This is a genomic window from Streptomyces sp. NPDC005808 (assembly GCF_042871385.1).
GTDB lineage: Bacteria > Actinomycetota > Actinomycetes > Streptomycetales > Streptomycetaceae > Streptomyces.
The window spans coordinates 677,976-703,773 of sequence record NZ_JBIAIK010000001.1 but is presented as its reverse complement, the minus strand read 5'-3'; the positions used below and the strand labels follow the sequence as shown (position 1 = coordinate 703,773).

18 protein-coding genes and 1 tRNA gene are annotated in these 25,798 nt (G+C 68.3%); 2 read left to right on the top strand and 17 right to left on the bottom strand.

The window, feature by feature from the left end:
- Positions 1-60: 60 nt before the first annotated feature.
- The 13 genes from ACFYPC_RS03135 to ACFYPC_RS03075 form a co-directional block, all read right to left on the bottom strand.
- Positions 61-726: a protein-tyrosine-phosphatase gene (locus ACFYPC_RS03135; RefSeq protein ID WP_388669741.1), complete on the bottom strand. Its 666-nt coding sequence runs from the start codon at positions 724-726 to the stop codon at positions 61-63.
- Positions 723-1,370, bottom strand: a complete 648-nt coding sequence (locus ACFYPC_RS03130; protein WP_388669738.1) for an L-threonylcarbamoyladenylate synthase — start codon at positions 1,368-1,370, stop codon at positions 723-725. The genes ACFYPC_RS03135 and ACFYPC_RS03130 overlap by 4 nt, the downstream gene beginning before the upstream one ends.
- Before the next feature lie 53 nt (positions 1,371-1,423).
- Complete coding sequence (gene prmC, locus ACFYPC_RS03125; protein ID WP_388669735.1) at positions 1,424-2,263, bottom strand: peptide chain release factor N(5)-glutamine methyltransferase; 840 nt, start codon at positions 2,261-2,263, stop codon at positions 1,424-1,426.
- 104 nt (positions 2,264-2,367) lie between these two features.
- Entirely contained in the window at positions 2,368-3,444 is a 1,077-nt protein-coding gene (gene prfA, locus ACFYPC_RS03120; protein WP_385731819.1) for a peptide chain release factor 1, read from the bottom strand.
- 135 nt (positions 3,445-3,579) lie between these two features.
- Positions 3,580-3,801, bottom strand: coding sequence for a 50S ribosomal protein L31 (rpmE, locus tag ACFYPC_RS03115; protein ID WP_010984345.1), 222 nt, complete (start codon positions 3,799-3,801; stop codon positions 3,580-3,582).
- Positions 3,802-3,949: 148 nt separating this feature from the next.
- On the bottom strand, positions 3,950-5,089 hold the full coding sequence (locus tag ACFYPC_RS03110; RefSeq protein WP_388669731.1) for an LCP family protein: 1,140 nt from the start codon (positions 5,087-5,089) through the stop codon (positions 3,950-3,952).
- 376 nt (positions 5,090-5,465) lie between these two features.
- Positions 5,466-7,550 carry a transcription termination factor Rho gene (rho, locus tag ACFYPC_RS03105; protein ID WP_388669728.1) on the bottom strand — a complete coding sequence of 695 codons (2,085 nt, stop codon included), beginning with the start codon at positions 7,548-7,550 and terminating at the stop codon, positions 5,466-5,468.
- Between the two features lie 388 nt (positions 7,551-7,938).
- Complete coding sequence (gene thrB, locus ACFYPC_RS03100) at positions 7,939-8,868, bottom strand: homoserine kinase (RefSeq protein WP_388669725.1); 930 nt, start codon at positions 8,866-8,868, stop codon at positions 7,939-7,941.
- Positions 8,869-9,326: 458 nt separating this feature from the next.
- Complete coding sequence (gene thrC, locus ACFYPC_RS03095) at positions 9,327-10,388, bottom strand: threonine synthase (protein WP_388669722.1); 1,062 nt, start codon at positions 10,386-10,388, stop codon at positions 9,327-9,329.
- A gap of 6 nt (positions 10,389-10,394) precedes the next feature.
- Positions 10,395-11,684 carry a homoserine dehydrogenase gene (locus ACFYPC_RS03090; RefSeq protein ID WP_388670055.1) on the bottom strand — a complete coding sequence of 430 codons (1,290 nt, stop codon included), beginning with the start codon at positions 11,682-11,684 and terminating at the stop codon, positions 10,395-10,397.
- Positions 11,685-11,888: 204 nt separating this feature from the next.
- The gene (lysA, locus tag ACFYPC_RS03085; RefSeq protein WP_388669719.1) at positions 11,889-13,280 is read right to left on the bottom strand and encodes a diaminopimelate decarboxylase; all 1,392 of its coding nucleotides are present in this window, start codon (positions 13,278-13,280) and stop codon (positions 11,889-11,891) included.
- Between the two features lie 137 nt (positions 13,281-13,417).
- Positions 13,418-14,488, bottom strand: a complete 1,071-nt coding sequence (gene nrtL / locus ACFYPC_RS03080) for an ArgS-related anticodon-binding protein NrtL (protein ID WP_388669716.1) — start codon at positions 14,486-14,488, stop codon at positions 13,418-13,420.
- Between the two features lie 188 nt (positions 14,489-14,676).
- Complete coding sequence (locus ACFYPC_RS03075; protein ID WP_388670051.1) at positions 14,677-15,195, bottom strand: response regulator; 519 nt, start codon at positions 15,193-15,195, stop codon at positions 14,677-14,679.
- A 152-nt stretch (positions 15,196-15,347) separates the two neighbouring features.
- Between ACFYPC_RS03075 and ACFYPC_RS03070 the strand changes: the two genes are divergently transcribed.
- A tRNA-Arg gene (locus tag ACFYPC_RS03070) sits at positions 15,348-15,419 on the top strand.
- 489 nt (positions 15,420-15,908) lie between these two features.
- On the opposite strand, the gene ACFYPC_RS03065 is transcribed toward ACFYPC_RS03070, so the two are convergent.
- The 4 genes from ACFYPC_RS03065 to ACFYPC_RS03050 are packed head-to-tail and all read right to left on the bottom strand — an operon-like array spanning position 15,909 to position 24,517.
- A complete protein-coding gene (locus ACFYPC_RS03065; RefSeq protein WP_388669713.1) occupies positions 15,909-18,644 on the bottom strand; it encodes a pPIWI_RE module domain-containing protein in 2,736 nt (911 codons plus the stop codon).
- Positions 18,632-22,201: a hypothetical protein gene (locus ACFYPC_RS03060; protein ID WP_388669711.1), complete on the bottom strand. Its 3,570-nt coding sequence runs from the start codon at positions 22,199-22,201 to the stop codon at positions 18,632-18,634. Before ACFYPC_RS03060 ends, ACFYPC_RS03065 begins: the two co-directional genes overlap by 13 nt.
- On the bottom strand, positions 22,194-23,303 hold the full coding sequence (locus ACFYPC_RS03055) for a hypothetical protein (protein WP_388669708.1): 1,110 nt from the start codon (positions 23,301-23,303) through the stop codon (positions 22,194-22,196). The genes ACFYPC_RS03060 and ACFYPC_RS03055 overlap by 8 nt, the downstream gene beginning before the upstream one ends.
- Positions 23,252-24,517: a PD-(D/E)XK nuclease family protein gene (locus tag ACFYPC_RS03050; RefSeq protein ID WP_388670048.1), complete on the bottom strand. Its 1,266-nt coding sequence runs from the start codon at positions 24,515-24,517 to the stop codon at positions 23,252-23,254. Before ACFYPC_RS03050 ends, ACFYPC_RS03055 begins: the two co-directional genes overlap by 52 nt.
- A 426-nt stretch (positions 24,518-24,943) precedes the next feature.
- Here ACFYPC_RS03050 and ACFYPC_RS03045 point away from each other — a divergent pair, with 426 nt between their 5' ends.
- Positions 24,944-25,798, top strand: coding sequence for a serine/threonine-protein kinase (locus tag ACFYPC_RS03045; RefSeq protein ID WP_388669705.1), 855 nt, complete (start codon positions 24,944-24,946; stop codon positions 25,796-25,798).

The window sequence follows — 25,798 nt, the reverse complement described above, 5'->3', positions numbered from 1 at the left end:
GGGACCGGTGGGTCGCCCGGTGTTACCTCCTGCCGGGTGCATCGGGACCCCGACGGGGACCTACGTACGGGCGCGCACACCCGTCAGCGCGGTCACCACCGGATCCAGTGCTTCGTTGATCTCGTCCCCGATCGACCGGAAGAACGGCAGCGGGGCGCCGTAGGGGTCGAAGACCTCGTCCGCCTCCGCGGTGGGGGCCAGGAGCCACCCGCGTAGAGCCGCCGAGGCCCGTACCAGGGCGCGTGCGCGCTCGACCACTCCCTCCTCCAGAGGTGGGAGGGTGGCGGGATCTATGGCCCGTACGAGCCGGGTGAACTCCTTCAGGGTGAAGGTGCGCAGGCCCGCCGAGTGGCCCATGGAGATGACCTGGGCGCGGTGGTCGCGGGTCGCGGTGAGGACGAGGTCGGCGCGGATGACGTGGTCGTCGAGGAGTTCACGGCCGACGAAGCCGGAGGGGTCGGCGCCGTAGTCGGTGAGGACGGTGGCGGCGTTGGTCTCCATGGGGGCGCCCTCGTGCCCCCAGGTGCCCGCGCTCTCCACGATGAGACCGCCCCACAGGGGGTCGCCGAGCCGGTCCGCGAGGGCATGGCGGGTCAGCCGCTCGGTGATCGGTGAGCGGCACACGTTGCCGGTGCTGACGTGGAGGATGCGGAAGGACCCCCTGGGAGAACCGTTGGCCCCCGTGATCCCCGTGCCTATGCCACGCCCCGCGTCAGGGGCTGTCAATTCGCCACCTCGAGGTCGGGTACGACCTTCCGCAGCTCCTCGGCCGACAGTGCCCCCTCGCGCAGCAGCACGGGCACCTTGCCGGTCACGTCGACGATCGAGGACGGCACGATGCCGGGGGTCGGGCCGCCGTCCAGGTAGACGGAGACGGAGTCGCCGAGCATCTCCTGCGCGGCGTCACAGTCCTCCGGCGAGGGGTGACCCGTGAGGTTGGCGGAGGAGACGGCCATCGGGCCGACCTCGGTGAGCAGTTCGATGGCGACGGGGTGCAGCGGCATGCGCACGGCGACGGTGCCACGGGTGTCCCCCAGGTCCCACTGAAGGGACGGCTGGTGCTTGGCGACGAGGGTCAGCGCGCCCGGCCAGAACGCGTCGACCAGCTCCCAGGCCATCTCGGAGAAGTCCGTGACCAGGCCGTGCAGGGTGTTCGGGGAGCCGATGAGGACAGGGGTGGGCATGTTGCGGCCCCGGCCCTTGGCGTCGAGGAGATCGGCGACGGCCTCGGAGGAGAACGCGTCGGCGCCGATGCCGTACACCGTGTCGGTCGGGAGGACGACCAGCTCGCCGCGGCGGACGGCGGACGCGGCTTCACGCAGACCGGTGGAGCGGTCGGTCGCGTCGTTGGTGTCGTATCGCCGTGCCATTTAGCGGTCCTCCTCGTACACGTACTGCTGCCTGGGGAACTCGATGCGCGTGCTCACGGCATCGCCTTGCGGGCGGTCGCGAACCGCGGCCGGTTGTTGAGGTCCGGGTGGTCGGCCGCGTCGGCCCAGCCCCGCTCCTCGGTGAAGATCCACGGCACCTGCCCGCCCTGCGTGTCGGCGTGCTCGATGACGACGACGCCGCCTGGCCGCAGCAGACGGTGAGCGGTGCGCTCGATGCCGCGGATCAGGTCGAGGCCGTCCTCCCCCGAGAACAGGGCGAGTTCGGGATCGTAGTCCCGGGCCTCCGGCTGGACGTACTCCCATTCCGTGAGCGGGATGTACGGCGGGTTGGAGACGACCAGGTCCACATGGCCGTCGAGGTCGGGAAAGGCCTCCAGGGCGTCTCCCTGGCGCAGGTCGACCCTGGAACCCGCGACGTTCTTGCGGGTCCACTGGAGGGCGTCCTCGGACAGCTCCACGGCGTGTACACGGGAGCGCGGGACCTCCTGCGCGAGGGCGAGCGCGATGGCGCCGGAACCCGTGCACAGGTCGACGATCAGCGGCTCCACGACATCCATGGCGCGTACGGCGTCTATGGCCCAGCCGACGACGGACTCGGTCTCCGGGCGCGGCACGAACACCCCTGGCCCGACCTGGAGTTCCAGGTACCGGAAGTAGGCGCGTCCGGTGATGTGCTGGAGCGGCTCGCGGGCCTCGCGGCGCGCGGTCACCTCCCAGTACCGGGCGTCGAAGTCGGTGTCCTTGACGGTGTGCAGCTCGCCCCGCTTCACTCCGTGCACGAAGGCGGCGAGCTCCTCCGCGTCATTGCGCGGCGAGGGCACGCCGGCGTCCGCCAGCCGCTGGGTGGCCTGGGCCACTTCCGCGAGCAGCACGCTGCGGGGGTTCGGGGGTCGCCCCCCAAAATGTTGCTGCACGCTGGTCCTCCGGGCTGAGCTGTTGTCGTGAGGTGGGTGGAGCTCTACACAGCTTGTTCGACTTACGCGGCGGCGAGCTTCGCGGCCGAGTCCGCGTCGACGCAGGCCTGGATCATCGCGTCCAGGTCGCCGTCGAGGACCTGATCCAAGTTGTACGCCTTGAAGCCGACACGGTGGTCCGAGATGCGATTCTCCGGGAAGTTGTACGTACGGATCTTCTCGGAGCGGTCGACGGTGCGGACCTGGCTGCGGCGGACGTCGGCGGCCTCCCGTTCCGCTTCCTCCTGCGCCGCCGCGAGGAGCCTGGAGCGCAGGATACGCATCGCCTGCTCCTTGTTCTGCAGCTGGCTCTTCTCGTTCTGGCAGGAGGCGACGACTCCGGTGGGAATGTGCGTGATGCGCACCGCGGAGTCGGTGGTGTTGACGGACTGGCCGCCAGGACCCGAGGAGCGGTAGACGTCGATGCGCAGGTCGTTGGCGTGGATCTCGACGTCGACCTCCTCCGCCTCGGGCGTGACCAGCACACCGGCCGCGGAGGTGTGGATGCGCCCCTGCGACTCGGTCGACGGCACGCGCTGTACGCGGTGCACCCCGCCCTCGTACTTCAGCCGCGCCCAGACACCCTGGCCCGGCTCGGTCGCGCCGTTGCCGCCCTTGGTCTTCACGGCGACCTGGACGTCCTTGTAGCCGCCGAGCTCGGACTCGGTGGCGTCGATGATCTCGGTCTTCCAGCCGACGCGCTCGGCGTAGCGCAGGTACATGCGCAGCAGGTCACCGGCGAAGAGCGCCGACTCGTCGCCGCCCGCGCCCGCCTTGATCTCGAGGATGACGTCCTTGTCGTCGCTGGGGTCGCGCGGGACCAGCAGCAGCCGGAGTTTCTCCGTCAGCTCCTCGCGCTGCTTCTCCAGCTCCTTGACCTCGGCGGCGAAGTCCGGGTCGTCGGCCACGAACTCCTTCGCCGTCTCGATGTCGTCCCCGGTCTGCTTCCAGGAGCGGTACGTCGCGACGATCGGGGTCAGCTCCGCGTAGCGCTTGTTGAGCTTGCGCGCGTTGGCCTGGTCGGCGTGGACCGACGGGTCAGCGAGCTTCTTCTCCAGATCGGCGTGCTCGCCGATCAGTTCCTCGACCGCCTCGAACATCTCCGGCTCCAATGGACTGCCCCCGGCTCCATCATGGGCTCGGGGACGTAGGTAAGACGAATAGGGGCTGCACCGCAAAGCGCCGGTCCCGACGCCCCCGTGCAGGGGGCGCCGAAGACCGGCGCTGTGAGGTCGCTACTTCTTGGCAGCGGCAGCCTTGCCGAAGCGGGCCTCGAAGCGGGCCACGCGGCCACCGGTGTCGAGGATCTTCTGCTTGCCCGTGTAGAACGGGTGGCACTCGGAGCAGACCTCGGCACGGACGGTGCCGCTGGAGATCGTGCTGCGGGTGGTGAACGACGCGCCACAGGTGCAGCTGACCTGCGTCTCGACGTACTCGGGGTGGATGTCGCGCTTCAAGGTGTCTCCTAGTTTCGGGAGGGCGCCGGGTCGCAGCCGCGGATTGCGGGTGCGTGAACCGGAGCCGACGTACCAGTCTGCCAGGACTGGCCGCATCCCCCAAAACCGGGGGACGCCATGATCTATTCCCAGAGCCTGCCCATGCCGCTCAGGCCGCGCTGACGACGCCACTCGCGCTGCCCGTGGCCGTGCCCTCGGTGGCCGACTTCGGGATCACCTGGTCGTTCCTCAGCGCGTCCCAGACCAGCTTGTCCTTGGCCTCGTCGATGAGCACGCGGTTGGCGTTCGCGCTGTCGTACTGGACCGGCATCGTCACCATGGTCATCTTCGAGGAGCTGATGCCCTTGAGGCCGCCGGCGAAGGACACCAGGTCGTTGACGGACTTCAGGTCGGAGTCGGTGGTGATGGCGCTGGTGGCGGTGTCGGCGAGTTCGAGCAGCTTGGTCGGGCTGGTCAGCAGGCCGATGCTCTTGACCTGGTTCATCAGGGCCTTGATGAACGCCTGCTGGAGCTGGATGCGGCCGAGGTCGGAGCCGTCGCCGACGCCGTGCCGGGTGCGGACCAGGCCCAGCGCCTGCTCGCCGTCGAGGGTGTGGGTGCCGGCCTTCAGGTTCAGATGGCTGTCGGGGTCGTTGATGTCCTGGGTGGTGGTGATCTTCACGCCTCCCAGGTCGTCGATGAGCTTCTGGAAGCCGCTGAAGTCGACCTCGATGTAGTGGTCCATGCGGATGCCGCTCATGGACTCGACGGTCTTCACCGCGCAGGCCGCGCCGCCCGTGGAGTACGCGGAGTTGAACATGACGTCGGAGGCCGCGTCGTGCGTGACACCGTTGGCGTCGGTGCAGGAGGGGCGCTCGACGAGGGTGTCGCGGGGTATGGAGACCACACTCGCCGACTTGTGGCCCTCGTACACGTGCACGACCATCGCGGTGTCCGAGCGGGCGCTGCCGTCGTCGGTGCCGCCGCCCAGCTTCTCGTTGGAGCCGGAGCGGGTGTCGGAGCCCAGGACGAGGATGTTCTCGGAGCCGTTGTCGACCTTCTCCGGCCGGTCCGTGCCGAGGACCTGGTTGATGTCGACGCTCTTGATGTTGCCGTTGAGCTTGAAGTACAGGTATCCGGCGCCGGTGCCGCCCAGCACGACGATGCCCGCCGCGACCCAGGCCGTGATCAGCAGGCCCTTGCGGCGCTTGCTGCGGGCCTTGCGGCGGCGGCCCTTCGCGCGGTGGCGCGGGGCGCTGGTGCCGGGTTCCCCGGATATGCCGGGTTCCGGCGTGCTCTCGGCAGGCATGTGCTCCTCAGTCCTTGTTCGGGTCGGTTACCCCCTGCTTTCCGGCTCAGGCCCGGTCGAAGTGACACATACAGCTCTATGGTCACTCCGTACGGTCAGACGGGGAAACTCGGGCAAGGGTTGCACGACGCTCTGTGCCCAAGCTGTGGGTTCACGGGCACAGCGAGTCACCGGGAGTCCAGGGAAACCCCCCTTCACCTGGGATTTCCGCCGAATTGAGCGTGCCGCTCGGAATCGGCGCTGCTCACGGCTCCTGTGGCAAAGATCTCTCCGCTCCCTGCCTGCCTGCCTGCCTGCCTGCCTGCCGGTGCCACGCAAAGGGCCGCCCCCGTCACCGATGTGACGGGGGCGGCCCTCGGGTTCCGCAGGATTCGGATCAGTCGTTGCCGTTGCCCGGCGTCGTCTTCGCGATCTGCATCAGGAACTCGGCGTTGGACTTGGTCTGCTTCATCTTGTCCAGCAGAAGCTCGATGGCCTGCTGCGAGTCGAGGGCGTGCAGCACCCGGCGCAGCTTCCAGACGATGGCGAGCTCCTCCGCGTTGAGGAGGATCTCTTCCTTGCGCGTACCCGACGGGTCGACGTCGACCGCCGGGAAGATGCGCTTGTCGGCGAGCTTCCGGTCGAGCTTGAGCTCCATGTTGCCGGTGCCCTTGAACTCCTCGAAGATCACCTCGTCCATGCGCGAGCCCGTGTCGACGAGCGCGGTGGCCAGGATGGTCAGCGAGCCGCCGTCCTCGATGTTGCGCGCGGCACCGAAGAAGCGCTTCGGCGGGTACAGCGCGGTCGAGTCGACACCACCGGACAGGATGCGGCCGGAGGCGGGGGCGGCGAGGTTGTACGCACGGCCCAGACGCGTGATCGAGTCGAGCAGTACGACGACGTCGTGACCCAGCTCCACCAGACGCTTGGCCCGCTCGATGGCGAGCTCGGCGACCGTGGTGTGGTCCTCGGCCGGGCGGTCGAAGGTCGAGGAGATGACCTCGCCCTTCACCGACCGCTGCATGTCGGTGACCTCTTCCGGACGCTCGTCGACCAGGACGACCATCAGGTGGCACTCGGGGTTGTTGACGGTGATCGCGTTGGCGACCGCCTGCAGGATCATGGTCTTGCCGGTCTTCGGCGGGGCCACGATCAGACCACGCTGGCCCTTACCGATCGGCGCGACGAGGTCGATGATGCGAGTCGTCAGCACACCCGGGTCGGTCTCCAGACGGAGCCGGTCCTGCGGGTAAAGGGGCGTCAGCTTGTTGAACTCCGGGCGGCCACGGCCGGATTCGGCGGCCATGCCGTTCGCGGAGTCGAGGCGGACCAGCGCGTTGAACTTCTCGCGGCGCTCGCCGTCCTTGGGCTGGCGGACCGCGCCCGTGACGTGGTCGCCCTTGCGCAGACCGTTCTTGCGGACCTGGGCGAGGGAGACGTACACGTCGTTCGGACCCGGCAGGTAGCCGGACGTACGGATGAACGCGTAGTTGTCGAGGATGTCGAGGATTCCCGCGACGGGGATCAGGACGTCGTCGTCGGCGACCTGCGGCTCGTTCGGGCCGAAGTCCTCGCGGCCACGACGGCCACGGCGGTCCCGGTAACGGCCGCGACGGCCGCGACGGCCATCGCCGAACTCGTCGTCGTCCTGGGGGCCGTTGTCGCGCTGCTGCCGGTCCTGGCGGTCCTGGCGGTCCTGACGGCCGCCGCCCTGGCTCTGCTGCTGCCGGTCCTGGCGCTGCTGACCGCCGCCCTGACCCTGGCCGCCCTGTCCCTGACCGCCTTGTCCCTGACCGCCCTGTCCCTGGCCCTGCTGCTCGTCGGTCTTGCCGGCCCGGCGGTCGCGGTCACGGCCACCGCGGTCGCGGTCGCGGTCACGACGGTCACGGCGGCCCTGCCGGCCGTCGCCGTCACCCGCGTCGGCCTTGGCCTCGACCAGGGTCTCCGTCTTGGACTCGCTCTTCGCCTCGGCGGTGACCGTCTCGGGGCTGCCGGCCTCGGCCACGGCGCGGCGCCGGCGACGCTCGCCCGCGGGGGCTTCCTCGGCTTCGCTCGCGCGGGAGGGGCCACCGGCGGGCTGGCCGGGAATGTCGATCTGCTGCGGGGCCACGGCCTTCTCGGCGGCGGGCTGTTCGGCCTTGGTCTCGGCCTCGGCGGCCTCAACGCCCGTACGGGCCTTCGAGGTGGCCCGGCGCTTCGGCTTGGTCTCGGCAGTGGCGTCGGCCTTCGCCGACGCGCCGCCTCCGCCGGCCTGCGCCTCCTTGATTACCTCGATCAGCTGGCTCTTGCGCATCCGCGCGGTGCCCCTGATACCGAGGCCTGACGCGACCTGCTGAAGCTCGGCAAGCACCATGCCGTCAAGGCCGGTACCGCGGCGCCGCCGGGAGCCTGCACCGGAGGCAGGCGCCGCTGAGGCGTCCGTGGCGGGCGCGGCAGCGGTCTCCTCGACACGTGCGCCCATCAGATCGGTGGTGTCGCTCACGAAGGGTCCTTCCCTGGAGCGGACGTCGGCCTGTCTGGCACGGCGACCGGTTTTGCTGTCCGGATTTGGTCCTTTTGGTACGGACCGTGCCGGGGCGGTGGTCCGCCAACGCGGCGGAAGAAATGACTGGTGATGACGGTTCCGGAGCCGTGGCACTGATTTGCGGTGTCATCGGCTCGGTCACGCCGGTTCCGGAGCGTGCTCAACACTGCTCAGCACATAGCACCCAATGCATGGCACAAAGCAGTTTGGGAGGCTCCCGGAAGAATGGGTGTCCCGGACGGGGACGTGAAGCACCTCGCCATGGTGAGGTCGGGTGCAGACTTGAGATTAACACTACCGGATCCAACAAACATTCCCCCTCTCGAAATCCGGTAACCGCGCGCTTCTAATTGACACCGGAGGGTGCGAGCGGCAACACGCTCGCTCCCGTGGCGTCGAGGTCCAGACGGTTGGCAGCCCACCCCTGACCTGCGAGGTCGGCGATTTTATCGGCCGACGCCCCGTCAGCGAGGGCCAGCACCGTGGGGCCCGCGCCGGAGATCACCGCGGGGATGCCGTCGCCTCGCAGCCGTTCCACCAACGCGATGCTCTCGGGCATGGCCGGGGCGCGGTACTCCTGGTGCAAACGGTCCTCGGTGGCCGGCAGCAGTAGGTCGGGACGCCGGGTGAGAGCCTCGACGAGCAGTGCGGCGCGGCCCGCGTTGGCCGCTGCGTCGACATGCGGCACGGTACGCGGAAGCAGACCGCGCGCGGTCTCGGTAAGGACCGGCTTTCCCGGTACGAAAACCACCGGAACGATGGAATCGGCGGGGTCCATCCTGATCGCCCGCGCAGCGCCGGTCTCCATCCAGGAGAGCGTGAATCCGCCGAGCAGACAGGCCGCGACGTTGTCGGGGTGCCCCTCGATCTCGGTGGCGAGCTCAAGCAGGGCCGAGTCGTCGAGTTTCGCGTCTCCGCCTATCGTCACCGCCCGCGCCGCCACGATGCCGGCGCAGATGGCGGCCGACGAGGAACCGAGTCCCCGGCCGTGCGGGATGCGGTTGGCGCAGACGATCTCAAGGCCGCGCGGCTGTCCACCCAGCAGATCGAAGGCGGTGCGCAGGGAACGTACGAGGAGATGACCCTCGTCGCGCGGCAGCGTCTCACTGCCCTCACCCGCGATGTCGATGTGCAGCCCGGCGTCCGCCACCCGGACGACCACGTCGTCGTACAGCCCCAGTGACAGGCCGAAGGCGTCGAAGCCCGGCCCGAGATTGGCGCTGGTGGCGGGGACGCGCACCCGGACGGCGGCGGCGCGGAAGGCTGGACCGGCCATCGCTCGATGACTCTCCTTGAGCTGCGTGATGTACGAGACCTTGAACTGCGTGACGTGCGGGACCCTGAACTGCGTGACGTGCGGGACCTTGAAGTGCGTGACGTGCGAGATTGTCGAAAACGTGCGGTACGAACGTGGGGCGTATTGCGATACGACTGTGGTGCGACTGGCGGTACGGCTGTGGAACGGCCGGCGATACGGATGGGGACGGCTTGCGCTGCGAACCTGACGCGTACGTCAACACCCGAAGGCCACAACGAGGGCGGCTCCGCGGCATATGCGGCGGGCGGGTTCAGTACAGCCTATCGAAGACAGGTTCTGTGGCGACATAGGGCGCACAGGAGGCGCACGATGCGTGTCGTAAGCCCCCTGTGCACCCCCCTCCGGGTGTCCTGCGGGGTGTTCTCCGTTTACGCGAGGTGTTGCGCGACGTTCTACGCGAGATGTCGCGCGCCGTTCTACGCGAGACCGAGCTTCTCGGCTGCCGCGACCGCGTCCACCGGAACGGTCACCGGCTGCGGAGCGCCGGCGACGGCCCAGTCCGGATCCTTGAGCCCGTTTCCGGTGACCGTGCAGACGATCCTCTGGCCCGGGTCGACCTTGCCCTGCTCGGCGGCCTTCAGCAGACCGGCGACGGACGCGGCCGACGCGGGCTCGACGAAGACACCTTCCTGTGCGGCCAACAGGCGGTAGGCGCGCAGGATCTCACGGTCCGTCACCTCGTCGATGAACCCGCCCGACTCGTCCCGGGCGGCGAGCGCGAACTGCCAGGACGCCGGGTTGCCGATACGGATGGCGGTGGCGATGGTCGACGGGTCCTTGACGACCTCGCCGCGCACGATCGGGGCGGAACCGGAGGCCTGGAAACCCCACATGCGCGGGGTCCGTTGGGCGATGCCGTCGGCGGCGTACTCCTTGTACCCCTTCCAGTACGCGGTGATGTTGCCCGCGTTGCCCACCGGCAGGACGTGGATGTCGGGCGCGTCGCCGAGCATGTCCACGATCTCGAACGCAGCGGTCTTCTGGCCCTCGATGCGCACCGGGTTGACCGAATTGACCAGCGCCACCGGGTAGTTGTCGGACAGCGCACGCGCCAGCGTCAGACAGTCGTCGAAGTTGCCGTCGACCTGGAGGATCTTCGCGCCGTGCACGAGGGCCTGCCCCATCTTGCCGATCGCGATCTTGCCCTGCGGCACGAGAACGGCACAGACCATCCCGGCACGTACGGCATAGGCGGCGGCGCTCGCGGACGTATTGCCGGTGGAGGCGCAGATGACGGCCTTCGCGCCCTCCTCCTTGGCCTTGGAGATGGCCATGGTCATACCGCGGTCCTTGAAGGACCCGGTCGGGTTGGCGCCCTCCACCTTCAGGTGGACCTCGCATCCGGTGCGCTCCGAGAGCACCTGCGCGGGCACGAGCGGCGTACCGCCCTCCCGGAGGGTCACGACCGGCGTGCTGCCGGATACCGGCAGCCGGTCCCGGTACTCCTCGATGATTCCGCGCCACTGGTGGGTCGTCATTGCTGGTTACTCTCCTTCAACCCGCATGATGCTGGCGACACCCCGCACGGTGTCGAGGCTGCGCAGCGCCTCGACGGTCCCGTTCAGGGATGCGTCGGACGCGCGATGGGTGACTACGACGAGGGAGGCCTCGCCGTCCTTTCCCTGCTGGCGCACGGTATCGATGGACACCCCGTGCTCAGCGAAGACGGTGGCCACCTGGGCGAGAACACCCGGTTTGTCGGCCACGTCGAGGCTGATGTGGTAGCGCGTCACGACCTCGTCCAGGGACGAGACGGGCAGTTGGGCGTACGCGGAGTCGCCGGGCCCGGTCGAGCCGCTGAGCTTGTTGCGACAGACGGCCACGAGATCGCCGAGCACGGCGGACGCGGTCGGCGCGCCACCGGCACCCGGCCCGTAGAACATGAGCTGCCCGGCGGCGTCCGACTCGACGAAGACCGCGTTGTACGCGCCGCGCACGGAGGCGAGCGGGTGGCTCAGCGGGATCATCGCCGGGTGCACGCGCGCGGTGACGGACCCGCCGTCGGCGGCCCGCTCACAGATGGCGAGCAGTTTGATGGTGCAGTCCATCGCCTTGGCCGAGGCGAAGTCGGAGGCGGTGACCTCGATCATGCCCTCGCGGTACACGTCGTCGAGACGCACGCGCGTGTGGAAGGCGATTCCGGCGAGGATCGCGGCCTTGGCGGCGGCGTCGAAGCCCTCGACGTCGGCGGTGGGGTCGGCCTCGGCGTATCCCAGCGCGGTGGCCTCGTCGAGCGCCTCCTGATACCCGGCGCCCGTCGAATCCATCTTGTCGAGGATGAAGTTGGTGGTGCCGTTGACGATGCCCATCACGCGGTTGATCTTGTCGCCGGCGAGGGACTCGCGCAGCGGCCGGATGAGCGGGATGGCGCCGGCGACGGCGGCCTCGTAATAGAGGTCCTTGCCCTGTTCCTCGGCGGCGGCGTGCAGCGCGGCACCGTCCTGGGCGAGCAGTGCCTTGTTCGCGGAGACGACGGAGGCGCCGTGCTCGAAGGCGGTGGTGATGAGCGTACGAGCGGGCTCGATACCGCCGATGACCTCGACGACGACGTCGATGTCGCCCCGTTTGACGAGCGCGGTCGCGTCGGTGGTGATGAGGGCGGGGTCGATGCCCGCACGGACCTTGGTGGGGCGGCGTACGGCGACGCCGGCCAGTTCCACCGGGGCCCCGATCCTGGCGGCGAGATCGTCGGCGTGCGTCGTCATGATGCGCGCCACCTCTGAGCCGACTACCCCACAGCCCAGCAGCGCCACCTTCAGCGGACGCGTACGCATCATCCGACCTCGTTTCCTGTTACGTCACGGTTGGACCAGTCTCACTCACCGGACGGGACTTTCTATCCCATGTCCGGATCGTGAGACGTCCATTTCATTACCACGATGGCGGAAGACCGGAGATCTTCCGCCCCTGGTGGCACTTCTCGGCCGAGATCTCTCGGCCGATCTTCCTCTGCCGGCCACTCTCCTGGTCGGCGTCGATCAGCCGACGTCGAGGCGGAGCAGGTCCTCCTCCGTTTCGCGGCGGACGATCACCCGGGCCTCGCCGTCGTGCACGGCGACGACCGGCGGGCGGAGTGCGTGGTTGTAGTTGCTGGCCATGGACCGGCAGTAGGCGCCGGTGGCAGGGACGGCGATGAGATCACCGGGCGCCAGGTCGGCGGGCAGGAACGCGTCCCGCACCACGATGTCGCCACTCTCGCAGTGCTTGCCGACGACCCGGACGAGCATGGGCTCGGCGTCACTCGTACGGGAGACGAGGGCGACGCTGTACTCGGCGTCGTAGAGAGCGGTCCGGATGTTGTCGGACATGCCTCCGTCCACGGAGACGTACGTCCGAAGCCCGTCGAGCGGCTTGATGGTGCCGACCTCGTAGAGCGTGAAGGCGGTCGGACCCACGATGGCGCGCCCGGGCTCCACGGAGATCCGCGGCGTCCGCAGCTTGGCGGCGTCGCACTCGCGGGTGACGATCTCGGTCAGCGCCTTGGCGATCTCGTGCGGCTCGCGCGGGTCGTCCTCGCTGGTGTACGCGATTCCGAGGCCGCCGCCGAGGTCGATCTCGGGCAGCTCGACACCGTGCTCGTCGCGGATCTGCTTGAGCAGTCCGATGACGCGGTGGGCGGCCACCTCGAACCCGGACGTGTCGAAGATCTGGGAGCCGATGTGACTGTGGATGCCGATCAGTTCGAGCCCGTCGAGCTGGAGGGCACGGCGCGCGGCCTCCGCGGCCCGACCGCCGGCCAGCGGGATACCGAACTTCTGGTCCTCGTGCGCCGTGGCGATGAACTCGTGGGTATGCGCCTCCACGCCCACCGTCACCCGGATCTGCACCCGCTGCCGCTTGCCGAGGGACTGCGCGATGTGGGCGACGCGGACGATCTCCTGGAAGGAGTCGAGGACGATACGTCCGACGCCGCTCTCCACGGCCCTGGTGATCTCCTCGATGGACTTGTTGTTGCCGTGCATGGCGATGCGGTCGGCAGGCATACCGGCAGAGAGGGCGGTGGCGAGCTCACCACCGGAGCACACGTCCAGATTGAGCCCCTCCTCGTCCAGCCAGCGCACGACGGCCCGGGACAGGAACGCCTTTCCGGCGTAGAAGACGTCGGCGTCATGCCCGAAGGCGGTACGCCAGGCGCGCGCCCGCGCCCGGAAGTCGGCCTCGTCGATGAAGTAGGCGGGGGTGCCGAACTCCTCGGCGAGCGTGCCCACGTCGATCCCGCCGACACTGACGACTCCGTCGCCGTTGCGGGTGACGGTCTGGGCCCAGATCTTCGGGTCGAGGGCGTTGAGGTCCGCGGGCGGAGCGGTGTAGTGCCCCTCAGTCAGAACATCGGCGTGACGGGGCCCGGCGGGATGTGCGGAACGGCTCATGTCTGTGGGGCTTTCTACTGTGTCATCTGCTGGGTCGTCTACTGGGTCGTGTACTGCGTCGTACTAGGTCGTGCACTGGGTCGTGTACTGGGTCGTGTACTGGTCATCTATTGGGTCAGAGGTGTTCGGGTACTGGGTCAGAGGTATTCGGGTGCGCTGATGCCGAGCAGGGACAGGCCAGCGGCCAGTACCGTCCCGGCGGCTTCGGCAAGCGCCAGCCGGGCCCGGTGGGCGTCCGACGGTTTCTCGTCACCGAGCGGCAACACGCTGTGCTGAAAGTCGAGGACGGCATCGGCGGTGGTGACGAGATGCCGGGCGAGCCGGTCGGGGGCGTGGTGGGTGGCGGCGGCGCTGAGGGTGCGGGGGTACTCGGCGAGGGCCCTGAGAAGTTCTGCCGCCCGACGTACGTCTTCGGGGGCGCTCGCCTGGGGTACGTCCGCGACGGCGCTGTCGATGCCCAGACTCGCGGCGTTACGGCCGAGGGCGCGGGTGCGGGCGTAGGCGTACCGGATGCGGAAGAGGGGGTTGATCTCGCGCTGGACGAGGTGCTCCGCGGTGATCCGGGGCCGGTCATGGGGTGCTGGGTGGAGCAGGGCCCAGCGGGCGGCGTCGGGGCCGAGGGCGACGGGGTCCTCGGGGGCGGGGACGGGCCGGAGACTGACCGGCTCGGAGTTCCGCACCTCGGCGCGCCCGCATTGGGTGGAGATGACGCGACCGCCCTGCGTGGCGATGGCGCGACCGCCCTGGGTGGCAATGGCGCGGCCGCCCTGGGTGGCGATGATCTGTACGAGCGTGTCGGCAACGACCTCGGCACGGATGTCGTACGGCACGCTCAGCTCGATGACCTGCCCGGCGAGGGCGTCGCCGTACCCGTACCGACTGCCTTGTCGGAGGATCTCGGACACCAGTGTGCGGGCGGCGTCGGCCAGGTCGAGGCTGATGTTCAGGAATCCGGGTCCGGTGATCGCGACGTCCGCGACACCGGGCGCGCCGCTGAGATGCGGCCGGAGGATCTCCGCGACCTGCCGCGGCGCCCGCCCGGCCGGCCGGGCCAGCTGCAGCGCGATGTTTGTGGCGTAGTCCCCACACCCCCCGGCCCCCGGCACGGTCACCACCGCCCGTGCCGGCACCACCACGCTCAGCTCCCCCTCGTCCACAGCACGACGCACCGCGCCCAGCACGGTACGGGAGAGCTCGACGGGGGTCACGGGACAAGCGTAGGGGAGGAGGGGGGTGGGCAGGCGAGTCGGTTTAGGGTGGTCCGGAATGTGGACGAGCTGGGCGGCCCGTGAGTGACTGATACGTCATCGACTCACATGTCGGCAGGGAATGCTGCTTCACGGACTGCTGGGTCAGTGACTGCTGGGTCGGGCATGCTGGGTCGGGGAGTGCTGGGTCAGTGACCGGCACGTCCAGCGCGCTCGGCCTCTTCGGCGCCGAAGACACCAGGGAAGGGGGCTCCGGTGCCGCTGCCATCGCCACCGCCATTCCCCCGACGCCCCATCAATTGCCGTACCAGCTTTACGAGTTCGGCTGGCTCGAAGGGCTTGGCAAGAAACGCGTCGACCCCGACATCAAGTCCGCTCTCGACCTCGTACTGAGTGCAGGCGCTGACGATGGCGAGGGGAAGGTTCCGGGTCCGCGGGTCGGCCCGAAGGCGAGCGGCGGTGCGCAGCCCGTCCAGCCGAGGCATGACCACATCGAGCGTCACCACATCGGGCCGCACCTGATGCACGACGTCCAGGCATTCGGCACCATCGGCCGCGGTCACGACCTCGAGACCCTCCAGCTCGAGGTTGACCCTGATCAGCTGCCGGATGACCTTGTTGTCGTCCACAACAAGCACCCGGCCCGACGCGCCTGGCACAACTTGAGGGTAGGTCCGCACCCACCGCCGCGTCCGGGTTTTCCCCACTTCCACCCCGTGCGGACGACCCACCTACACCCTTCCCGGAACCCACCACTCCCCCGACAACACCCCACCCGTCCCCCACCGAAACCCATGCCAGTCACCCCCATAAGAGCTGGTAGGGTTCTACCCGTCGCCGCAAACCAAGCGCCCGACACGCCCCCGTAGCTCAGGGGATAGAGCAACGGCCTCCGGAGCCGTGTGCGCAGGTTCGAATCCTGCCGGGGGCACCGGAAATTTAGGCCCTGACCAGCGGAAACGCCGGTCAGGGCCTTTTTTGTGCATGCCAAAACAGCAACGGCCAAGTAAGCCATGTGCACTCGCCAGCCCACGTATTCCGACCTGGGATTTCGGCGCACCGGTCGACCGAAATCCCAATTGTCCGATCCCGTGACATCGCTCCCTGCGGGATATGCGCGGGAACGAGGCGTCTAATTCGGGGTTCCGGGAGCCACGACCCGCTTGTGAGCTGCATGTTTGCGGCCAGGGAAGCGAACAAGGCAGACGTCTGAGCAGGCCGTTCCACTTTCCTGAGCCGAGGGGTCAGAGCCTGGAACCGGGTACCTCACGGGCTTCAGATCTAATGGAGCACCGCGCTCCTCGGCACCAGCGGAAAGCTCCTGCTGGCCAGGGGCTTTCCCGCCTCATGCTGGAGACAACCGCGGCACGCTCCACAGCTCGAGCAAACTGCGGAACTGCCTATATCGCGTCGCAGACGACTATTGAGAGTCCTGCTCGGCTACCGGAGCCGGGGCCACGGCAAGAGGCAGGAAGTACTCTTCGGCCAGCTTCGCGAGGTGTAGTGGGAGGGGCCGGGAGAGCGGGTGGTACTCATCGTGGAAGCGCAGCTGATGGGCGGCCGCTGTAACTACGGCGGGCCGGTCCGGGGCTATACCGGCGCGCCCTGCGGCTGCCAGAGCCGACTCGGACAGGCAGCCGAGCACGGTGAGTTCCAGAGCCTGCGGGTTCCAGGCGGTGGCTGCGGGGCCGTGTGGCCAATCCTTGTGGGGCACCAGCTTGCGCAGGTCATTCCGCACCGTGCCCGCAGCGGGCGGCTTGCCGACGGTACTGATGAACACCCGATCGTCCGGGCCCGCGCCCTGTGCCGCCCACAGACCAGCGGAGAACCCTGGCGTCTCCTCATCGGTCTCGGCAGGTGCGTACCACTGGGGTGTCTCGCCACGGCTGTTTGCGTCCCGAAGCAGCACCATCCGCAGGTCCCTCCCGAAGAGCGCGAGCCGGGCGGGCGGCTCGCAATGGAACGTGACCATGTCTCTGCGCAACTGCCCGTTGTTGAGGCCGGGCCAAGCCTCACGCAGGTTGCCGCTGTTCGCCAGCAGTAGGGTCGGCCGGTCGCGCACCTGGTAGAGCAGCGACCTGATCTGGCGCTCGACCTCGTCGCGCCGCTCCTCGGTAGTCGAGGCGAATCGGCCTGATCGGGTGCGCGTTGCGGTGGCATCCGCCACGGCGCCATCGGTGGCAAGTGTGAGCAGCAGTTGGGCGTAAGGTACCCATTTCTTGCGGGCGTCGTCCCACCCTCGTACGGGGTGCACCGGATCGTGTGGGCGGATCCGGAGAGCGACCAGGCGCTGTCCGGCCTGCCGCGTCGGTCCGTTGGCCTTTCGCCGGACCTGCCAGAGCGCAAGGTATTGGAGGTCGTCTGCCAGTGCCTCGTCCAGCCGCTGATCCGGCGGGACCACGGCCCCGAGCTGGCGCATCCCGTCAGCCAGGGCGGACCGGGCGCGCAGAGCCACAGCCCCGTCGGAGTCCTCCGGTACGACGATGAACTGGCTGACCCGCCGGGCTGCGGCGCAGCCGTGCCGCAGTGCCGACTTGGGGTCGGAGTCCTGTACTGAGAACCGATCGGGGCCCAGCGTCTCTACGATCGCCAGCCCCACCGGACTGGTTCGAGGGCCAAGCTGGGCAGCTGTCAGCGCGGCCCGCTCCCGCACGGCCTCGGCCAGTGCCTGGGCTCGCGACCGGCCGGATTTCCGGACGACCAACAACGGGGCGCCCAGGGCACCAAGTGGCCGGGCACGGAGCACAACGTGCAGGTCTCCGTCCTGCCACTCATAGTCGCCTTCCACTCCGCCGGAGCCGGTCGGAAGTCCCAACCACTCGCGAAGCATCGCGATCAACTCGTCGCGGGTTTCCTCGGTCTGCCAGAGCACGTCTATCAGCAGCGGCTGCCCGCCGAGTGCCGCGCGCACCGCGTCGCGCCGGGCTTGCACTCGCCGTCGGGAGCGCACCTCCTGCTTCTCCAGATCCTTCGTCGCAGAGGTGGGCAGCAGGGCGGGCTTGGCCTTCCGATGCGCGCGTTCCAGGTCGGGCACTCGACGCAGGACTGGGTGGAGACTCTCCTCAAACCACTGATCGAGGAGCGAACGCTCGAGTGGCATAAGTCCGGTGCCGACGCCGTGCCGGCCCATCGCCGTGCTGTGCAGGATGCCTGCGGCAACTCCGTCGCGGCCCTCGATCCAGTCCACCGGTTCGGTGATCAACTCGGTCGGCTTGGGGTAGGCCCGAAGCACGTCGAGTTCGGGCAGCAGGTCGACCAGGCTATGCCGGCTCCAGGACAGCATGCCCAGGCCACGGTCGAAGGCCAGGGAGTTGGCAGTCAGCCGTCGGCGCGAACCGTCGGCCCCAGACCAGGGCAGAGGTGCGTCGAGCAGGGCAGTCGCACCTCGGCCCTCCGGCAGCCGGACGGGCGATCCGGTGGCCCAGCGGCGGATCCCGTAGGAGACGTGCACCCTGAATCTCGCGGCGAACGGCACTGTCTGGACGGTGATGGTCACCAGACCCGAGTAGTACCAGGTGCTTTTCCCTCGGGTGTATGTCCGTGGCGGCCAGCTGACCAGCTCGACGCCCTGGTCGCGGGTGACCAGCCGGAAGGAGAGGTCGACGCCGTTGAGGTGGAGAGGGCGAGCAGCGAGCCTGGCGCCGATCCACTCGGGCAGCAGGTGGTAGAGCCTCCGGTCGGGTTGGGCCGTGCCTCCCGGGGAGGGCTCCGCTGCAGTGAGGTCCAAGGACTCGTGCCGCCACTGTGGGGTGTGCCGGTCGATCAAAGCCAGTGCCCGATCCAGGGCCGCTTGGTGGTCGGCCGCACGCTCGGCATCGGAATCGGTGCTGGGCGGCAGGGTCATCACCCACGAGACCAACAACGGGGCGACCAGTTCGGCCGGCATCTCCTCGGACGCGTAGAACCAGGGTGACTCGGCGCTGTTTCCGGCTCCCCGCCCGGTGGCCACCAGGCCCGGGGCTATGGCCCGAAGTAGGTCGTTGAGCTTGCTGATCGGCAGGCCCACCGGTTGTTCCCGGCGACGCCACCGTCGCCGGTAGAGGTCCATGAACTCGGTCCGCCATTCCTCTGGAAAACTGATCACGCGATATTGCTCGGTCCAGGCTCCGGCCTGCGGGTCCGGTTCATAGGCGGTGGTGCTGATCAGGCGGTGCATGCGGTGTTCCCTTCGTCGGTGAACTGGATGAGGCAGCGGTCGAGGGCAGTCCACATCGGCCGGTAGAGCGCCTGGACGATGTGCCGGTCGGCCGCGGGCACAGGAGTGTCCGGGGTGAAGTAGGGCCTGAGCACGGCATGGATGCTGTGCAGGAGACTGGTCTTCGGGGTGTCCGGCTGACCTGGCGACTGGCCGGTGGCCAGGTTGGGCGCGAACGCGGCGTCAACGAAGGCGACCCGGGTGGGTACCGCGCCGCGCACGGAGCGGCCGATCACCTGCCAGATCAGCACGAGTAGATCCCAGGTGACCTGCTTCCGGTCGTCATCGCTCAGACGGCTCCAGGCCATGCTCCTGGCCAATACCCGGTACCACTCAGAACGGGCCAGGTCCCTGACCTTGCGGGCGCCCAGGCCCAAGGTGAGCTCGCCCCTGACCCAGTCGGTGAACTCCCCACCGTCGATGGCCCGCACGATCCAGTCGTTGATCGCGTGCACCGCGAGCCCGAGGTCGTCGGGACGCGGGTTGGGCCGAGCGAGGAAGTAGATCGACCCGATTGCGGCGTGCCGGCGGTCGAGGTCGAGGATATTGTGTCCGCGTTCCACTGCTAGCAGAGGCGCCACCAAGATGTCGGCATTGGTGTTGGCTAGCGTCTCCACGTCGCCGCGGCGCAGAACGGGGGCGTGGTGTTCGTCGTCATCCGACCATGTGCCAGCGTTGGGGTCGTCGTCGGACACCAGCCGATGGACTCTGCCCCTCCAGCGCTTGCTAAGGATGTGCAAGGTGTCCGCCACAAGCTTGGCTTCCTCATAACTGCCGACAAGCAGGAGGATGTGGCGGCGGCTCTCCGGGAGGAGCCTCAACTCCTCCTGGAGACGGCTGATTCCGGTGTCGTCCTTACCAAGGGCGATGGCCATTCGGCGCAGGATGGCGGCTCGCTGGTCGAGTGGCTCACCCGAGAGCCGCTCTGCCTCATTAGGCACCTGGCACTCGCAAGCCACACGGCACAGACAGTCGTCGCGGACGAACTCGAAGCGGAACTCGCTCTGTTCAACGATCCGTTTCAGTTCCTTCGGATCCGGCTCAATGATCACGCCGATAGGCACCGGGATGTGGTAGCGGCTAGAGCTCCCGGCCCAGCTGCTGCCCGACATCAGCAGGACATTGGTGCCGGGTCGACCGTCCACCGTCGGCAGGTCAGGCATCGCACGGAGCAGTTCCCGGCCGAGCCCGCTACAGCGGAAGAAGCGCAACTCTCCGGTACGCGCTCCGCCGAGGTCCGGGCCTTCCATCAGGAACTGAAAGCCGATCACATTGCCCATTGGCGCCTCGGGCACCATCGGGCCGTAGTCGAGCGGCCTGCGGTACATCTCGTTGAAGCCCAGGTTGAGTGCCGCCGCGACGCGCGGCCACATGGCGTTGATCAGGGCGAGTTTGGGCTCCAGCGCGCTGAGCAGCAAGGTGAACTCAAAGCGGGTCATCAGTAGGCTCAGCCACTGTTCCGGATTCTCCAGCAGACAGTCCTTCCTCCGGCGCTTGGCCCTCCTGCGGCTCGCCGCACGCTGCGCAGGTTTCCGCCCCCACTCACCATTGGCGCGGGCACGCAGCTCCTGGTAACGCTCCCGGCCCTCGTTATTCGGCTCCAGGAGGGGATCGAGGTCGAAGAGGTCGCGGAGCACCTTCTCCAGCCGACTGCGGGTGTTCTCGCGGTAGTTGGTGTGTAGTAGTTCGCTCAGCAGGCCGGTGAGTGCAACGCCGTCCTCGGGGATCGGGCGCCGGTCGCCGAACGGATTCTCTCGGAAGCCGTCAAGGATTTCGGTCAGTCGGCGCCGCGGCGCCCGAAGAGAACGCTCGGCGTCGGGCTCCGCCGCCTCAGCCTGAGCGCCGTCGTGATCTTCCGGCAGCGGGTACCGCTCCTCCAACAGGCGGAGCTGGAGCGTCCAGGCGCTGAAATAACCGGTCCTGACCCAATCGCGCAGGCCGACATCACTCACCAACATGGCGACCAGACGGTCCGCTGCGGTCTGCGTGGTGTTGACAGCAGCCGACCAGTTCTCGACGTCCCGATCCGACAGCTGGATCCGCCCAGCACCGGCCAACTCACGGATGCGATGCTGGTTGACATCGTCAAGAAAAGATCGAGTGTCGGGACCGCCGCCGATCAGCGGGATGCCGGGCGCGAACATCCGGTCGAGTTGCATCTGGACCCGGTCTGCTTCGTCGACGATCACCAGGTCGCTGCGCCGACAGGCGAGTTCGAGGTAGCGGATGCGCTCATGATTCTGCGGGTGCGGCACCGCCGAGTCGATCAGGCTGGGCGGTGTGGCGACCCAGACAGCCGCATCGACCAGTTCGCGGGCACCGTGATGGCGGGGGCAGCCCGACCAGAACGGGCAGGCCACCCGGCGCCGTATCCACAGGTCGTCCGCGTAGTCGCCGCGATTGCCGGGCGGTTGCAGCCTGGTGCACGGTGCCTCGCCGAAACCGAGCAGGTCGTCGGCGAGTTGACCATCCGCGTGCCGCAGCGCGTTCAGGGCACAGGAAGTGCTCAGGTAAGCGAACCCAGCATCGTCGTGGGTAAGCAGATTGCGCGCGCCACGGCCGACCAGCCGCCGGTGCAGCCGTTCGGCGTGCTGCTGACGGCCCGTCGCGCCGAGCACCGGGGCGGCCGAACCGGGGACGTACGTGTTGTACAACTGAACCAGTTTGAGCTGCTCGGCGACGTCCCCAACCACAACGGTCGCCCGAAGGCCCCGTTTGGCCAGGTGTACCGCCAGCACGTCCCGCAGGGTGCTCTTGCCGGCGCCGACGATGCCCAGCAGATGCTGGATCCCAGCTACCTCGAAGGTGTCCGCACATGTGAACTTCCCGGCCTGGCGGGTGAAAAGGTGGATCGCATCCAGCCGTCCGGTCCAATTCTCAGATTTGACCGAGTCCATGAACTCCGCAGTCTTCACCAGGTCGTCCCATCGGAAGGTCAGCGGCTCGCCCCCGTTCGCCGGGGGTGCCGCAAGGTTGTGGCCGACCGGTGGCGGCAGGGTGTGCTCAGGGAGCTGGACGGTGGTCAGATGCCGACCGATCGGGAAGGCATGCCGGCCGGCCTTCGCGAACGTCAAGGGGCGTCCGGCGAACATCGGTGCCTCGCGCATCAGCAGCTCGTACGTCTCCCAACGGTCCGGTGCCACCGACAACGAGGAGCGCCGGACGGCCGGAAGGCCCGGATCGGCGACCTCATAGGCACGGAGTTGGCGGTCAAGCCGCTGGTACTCCTCAAGCGCCTCGGTCCAGGCCAGACGACGGCCCCAGATCCATAGTGTGTGCCGGGCCGTGCGGAGGGTTCGTTGTCCGGCCGCGTCTACGGCTTCCCAGGCCCACGCGAACGGGTACCCACTGAAAAGCGTCCAGGCATCCGCTGCCGGCGCGCCGGCAGCAAATCGCTCCTGAAGGACGAGACCAACCTCGATCTCACAAAGGGAGACCAACCGGGCCCTCTTCAGCTGCGGTGCGGCTTTCAACAGACAGCTGACCACCTCACCCAGCGACTGGGCGGTGCTACGCATGATTCCTCCTCGCTCGGACGGTTGGCTCCGGTGTGGTGAACTCGGTCGCGGACAGCAGACGCACCCGTGCGCCGACGGGCAGCGCACGGTCGAAGTCCTGCCGGTACCCGGGGTACGCCACGAGCTCGTCCGGGACTACGACGTCCAAAGGTCCGCCGAGCCGGGCAGCGACATCCGCTGCTCGCAGGGCGGCTGGAACAGGCTGTCCCCGGTTGTGGACCTGAAAGGTGTGGAGTGTCCCGTCGTGGCCGACGACGCGGTGGACACCCAGACCCAGCGGGAGCAACTGGGCCTGCGACGTGAGGCGAGAACGGACGTTATGTTCGGTGCTGCCTGGGAGCGCCAGGAAGAGCCTGAGCCCGAACGGCAGAGCCAGGGCGTGCCCGAGTTGGTGCGACGATTCGAATTCGCGGTCCCCCGGTGTACAACCGCCCTCGCACCAGGGACCGGCCGTCGTCACGGGTTTGGCAAGCAGCAGACAGCTTTTGCAGCGGTGTACCAGCCCGTCGATAGTGAAGCGGTCCGGCACGGGGGCATAGAGGTCTTTGACCAGCTTCCAGGTCTGAGCCACAGTCGGCTGGAGCATCTCCATCGGGTCGAACCGGAGGATGATGGGCCGCCGGATGAGGAAGTCGCGGCAAAGTGCGAAGCGCTCCACGGTGCCGCAGGCGTCAGCAAGTTCAGCGAGCCGGGTCTCGGCTTCCTGCTCCAGCGCGCCACGCGGGCCAAGGGAGGCCAGTTCGGCGCAGGTCCGGGTCGGTTCGCCCGCCGCGGGATCGATCAAGCGGGCATCGTCGGTCAGGAAACCGCTTGGCAACGCCAGTGGCCATCCCGACGGCCCGCGCTCCCTGCACCAAAGCAGCAGCTCTGGCACTCCGACGGGCACCGGTTGACCATGCATCAGCCCTAACAGCACCACGCGGTCTAGCGCCAACTGGAGGCTCGGCGGATAAGGCAGCCGGAATGTCGACGATCGGTCCACTGAGGTCAGTTCAATCACGCCCCGGGCCACCTCCGTGAGGAGGTCAACATCCGTTCGTTCATCCCCACTCACCGGCTTGTCCCCGTTCCGTGCCCCTGCGGCCGCCGGGCAGAGCACCATCTGGCCACCTCGCAGGTGGCACACTCGGCACCAGGGACGGCCTCGAAGAGCGTCTCCGCGTGCCAGCCCGAAACTTGCTCGCGCAGTACCGCCTCCGCGGCAGCCTGGGTCTCCGGAGCAAACGGGTCGAGGATTCGCAGATCGACGCCTCCGGGGTGCAGCAGTTCCAGTTCGACCCGTCCTCCGGCCTGCGGTCTGGGCAGCACGCCACCAGCAATGACACGGACGCCCAAGGCCAGTTGAGGATAGGTGGCCAGTATGTTGCGGCGCGGGCGGTCACTGGCGGAGGTCTTGGTCTCCCGCCAGATCCAGGAGCCCGCTTCCCGGTACAGCAGGTCGGGCTCTGCCACGACCAGCAAGTCGGCCGCGGTGTCGTCGAACACCAGCCGGGGCTCAGTCTGGATCTCCGATCGCGGTTCAGCCGTACGGAGTGGGCACACCTCGGCGTGATGACGCAATAACTCGGCCCCGAGCTGCCGCTCCTCGTCGGGTAGCCGGTAGCCCTCAGGCACCCAGTTCGCTGGGATCTCGGGGGTACACGGCGTACCCGACCACTGGCCATGCCGCTCGGCGAGGAACGCGTGGACCGCCCGACCACGCTCGACGGCTGCCCCCCGCTCCACGGTGTCATCGGCTGGGAGCCGAAGGCCGCGCAGATAGCCGCGGGCCGGACAACTCCGGTGCCCCCGGCCGGTGGTCGAGGACCAACTGCGCCGCGGCCGACTCCGATCGGCTATCCCGAGAAGCCCCTCAGCCCGCGGAAGCGCCGGACAGACCGGCGCAACGGCACACGAAGTACAGGCAGTACCGGGCCGGTACTCCTGGCTGTCGAGCAGTGCGCGGACAGCGGGCGCCCCGTCGGCCCGGTACAAGGCCAACGCCTCGTCCCGAGTGCCATCGAAGATCGTGTCCGTTCGACCGTCGGACAGCGCGAACTGGACAACCCTGACCCATTCGAGCCGGGGATCGAGATTCCCCTCCGCCACAACCAGGGCGGCAACGGCGCACTCCGCCGCGCTGCGCTTACGAAGCCGGTTGACCGGTAGGCGTAGCTCACGCAAGCGGCCGTCGTCGGACTCGAAGCACAGTCCCCACGCTGTGATCCGGTACTCCACAGTGCCCCGCCCTTCGCTGCTCGGGCGGTGGTGCCTGTATACCCAAGGCCGACGGGTGAGTCGGAGGTCCAGATCCGCAGAGAACGCCTCCTGGTACATCCGGAGCGCATGCTCGGTCCACTGCCGAACGCCGTCGTGCAGCGGACGCCGCCGAACGCCGCGAGACGCGCTCGGCGGAGGCTCGTCCACCGGCCATTCCAGCCTGTCAGCCTCGTCCATGAAGGGGCCGTTCGGAAACGGGTTCAGCACCTCGGGCTTCCAAGCGGCCCGCTCGCGCGGCCGCAGTCCGCGAGCCTTCAGCGCATCGGACGCCGGGCATCGGTACCGCTCTGGACCGAACATGCCCAGGCGTACCTCAATGACGCCGGAATCTCCAACCAGGCCGTCGGGTGGCCAACTCGCTGTCATAATGTCCTCACTTCTCTGCACCCCGGGGCATGCGATCGAGCCGGCCGGGAATTTTCTTTCGGGTACGGAGCGTGCGCCTTGCTTCCTGGAACTCTTCTGGACGGCCGTTACCGAGTTTTGCGACCGCTCGGTCACGGCGGCGAAGGTGAGATCTTCGTTGCCCGGGACGAGCACCTCCGCAAGGACGTGGCAGTCAAATCGCAGTTTCACCGGACCTTCGAGTCGACAGCCGACTATTCCTATTTCGGCAAACATCTAGAAAGGGAGCTCGAACGACTTCGATTCATGTCGAACGTGCGGGGGATCCCGGAGGTGTTGGGGGACGGTCGCTATGGGTGGAGCGAACGCCGGTACATCGTGATGGAACTCATCGAGGGCATCACGGTCGCGTCGTGGATCAACGAGCACCATCCCGTTCCGGCCGCTGCAGCCATGTCGGTTGTCGCACAGCTCTGCGAGATTCTGAATGGCGTGCACGCCGAGAGATATGTCCATCGGGACGTCACACCGAACAACGTCATGATGCAACCCGACGGCCGGGTCCGGCTGCTGGATGTGGGCATCTCTGTCCCGATCGGAGAGGAGAACGCCGATCCTCGCGGCACTCCCGGATACGCCGCCCCGGAGCAGTACGACCCAACCTCGGTGCTCACCCCGCAGGCCGACGTCTTCTCCCTCGGCGCCATGTTGTTCGCGATGACCGTGTCAGAGTTGCCGTACAGCGGCCGGGAGAGTCCGCCCGACGGCACGACCCCAGCCTTCCCAAACGACTTCCGTGCCGAGATGCCGGAAGGGCTCCGGAGTCTCGCGCTCGCCATGGTCTCCATCGATCCGTACGAGCGGCCGAGCGGCGTGGCCGAGGTGTTGGGCTATCTACGGCCAATGCTGCCCAAGTCTGGCTCCCTCGCGTCCCCGAAGGCCACGCGACCCGACCCAACGGCCCCATACCGGCTCGGCTTGTCCGGACCGTGA

Excerpts from the sequence above, each read along its gene's own strand:
- thrB (WP_388669725.1), bottom strand. The coding sequence starts at position 8,868 with ATGGCCGGTCCAGCCTTCCGCGCCGCCGCCGTCCGGGTGCGCGTCCCC.
- ACFYPC_RS03110 (WP_388669731.1), bottom strand. The coding sequence starts at position 5,089 with ATGCCTGCCGAGAGCACGCCGGAACCCGGCATATCCGGGGAACCCGGC.
- prfA (WP_385731819.1), bottom strand. The coding sequence starts at position 3,444 with ATGTTCGAGGCGGTCGAGGAACTGATCGGCGAGCACGCCGATCTGGAG.
- ACFYPC_RS03090 (WP_388670055.1), bottom strand. The coding sequence starts at position 11,684 with ATGCGTACGCGTCCGCTGAAGGTGGCGCTGCTGGGCTGTGGGGTAGTC.
- ACFYPC_RS03130 (WP_388669738.1), bottom strand. The coding sequence starts at position 1,370 with ATGGCACGGCGATACGACACCAACGACGCGACCGACCGCTCCACCGGT.
- ACFYPC_RS03060 (WP_388669711.1), bottom strand. The coding sequence starts at position 22,201 with ATGCGTAGCACCGCCCAGTCGCTGGGTGAGGTGGTCAGCTGTCTGTTG.
- ACFYPC_RS03065 (WP_388669713.1), bottom strand. The coding sequence starts at position 18,644 with ATGCACCGCCTGATCAGCACCACCGCCTATGAACCGGACCCGCAGGCC.
- thrC (WP_388669722.1), bottom strand. The coding sequence starts at position 10,388 with ATGACGACCCACCAGTGGCGCGGAATCATCGAGGAGTACCGGGACCGG.
- ACFYPC_RS03055 (WP_388669708.1), bottom strand. The coding sequence starts at position 23,303 with ATGGTGCTCTGCCCGGCGGCCGCAGGGGCACGGAACGGGGACAAGCCG.
- lysA (WP_388669719.1), bottom strand. The coding sequence starts at position 13,280 with ATGAGCCGTTCCGCACATCCCGCCGGGCCCCGTCACGCCGATGTTCTG.
- ACFYPC_RS03050 (WP_388670048.1), bottom strand. The coding sequence starts at position 24,517 with ATGTACCAGGAGGCGTTCTCTGCGGATCTGGACCTCCGACTCACCCGT.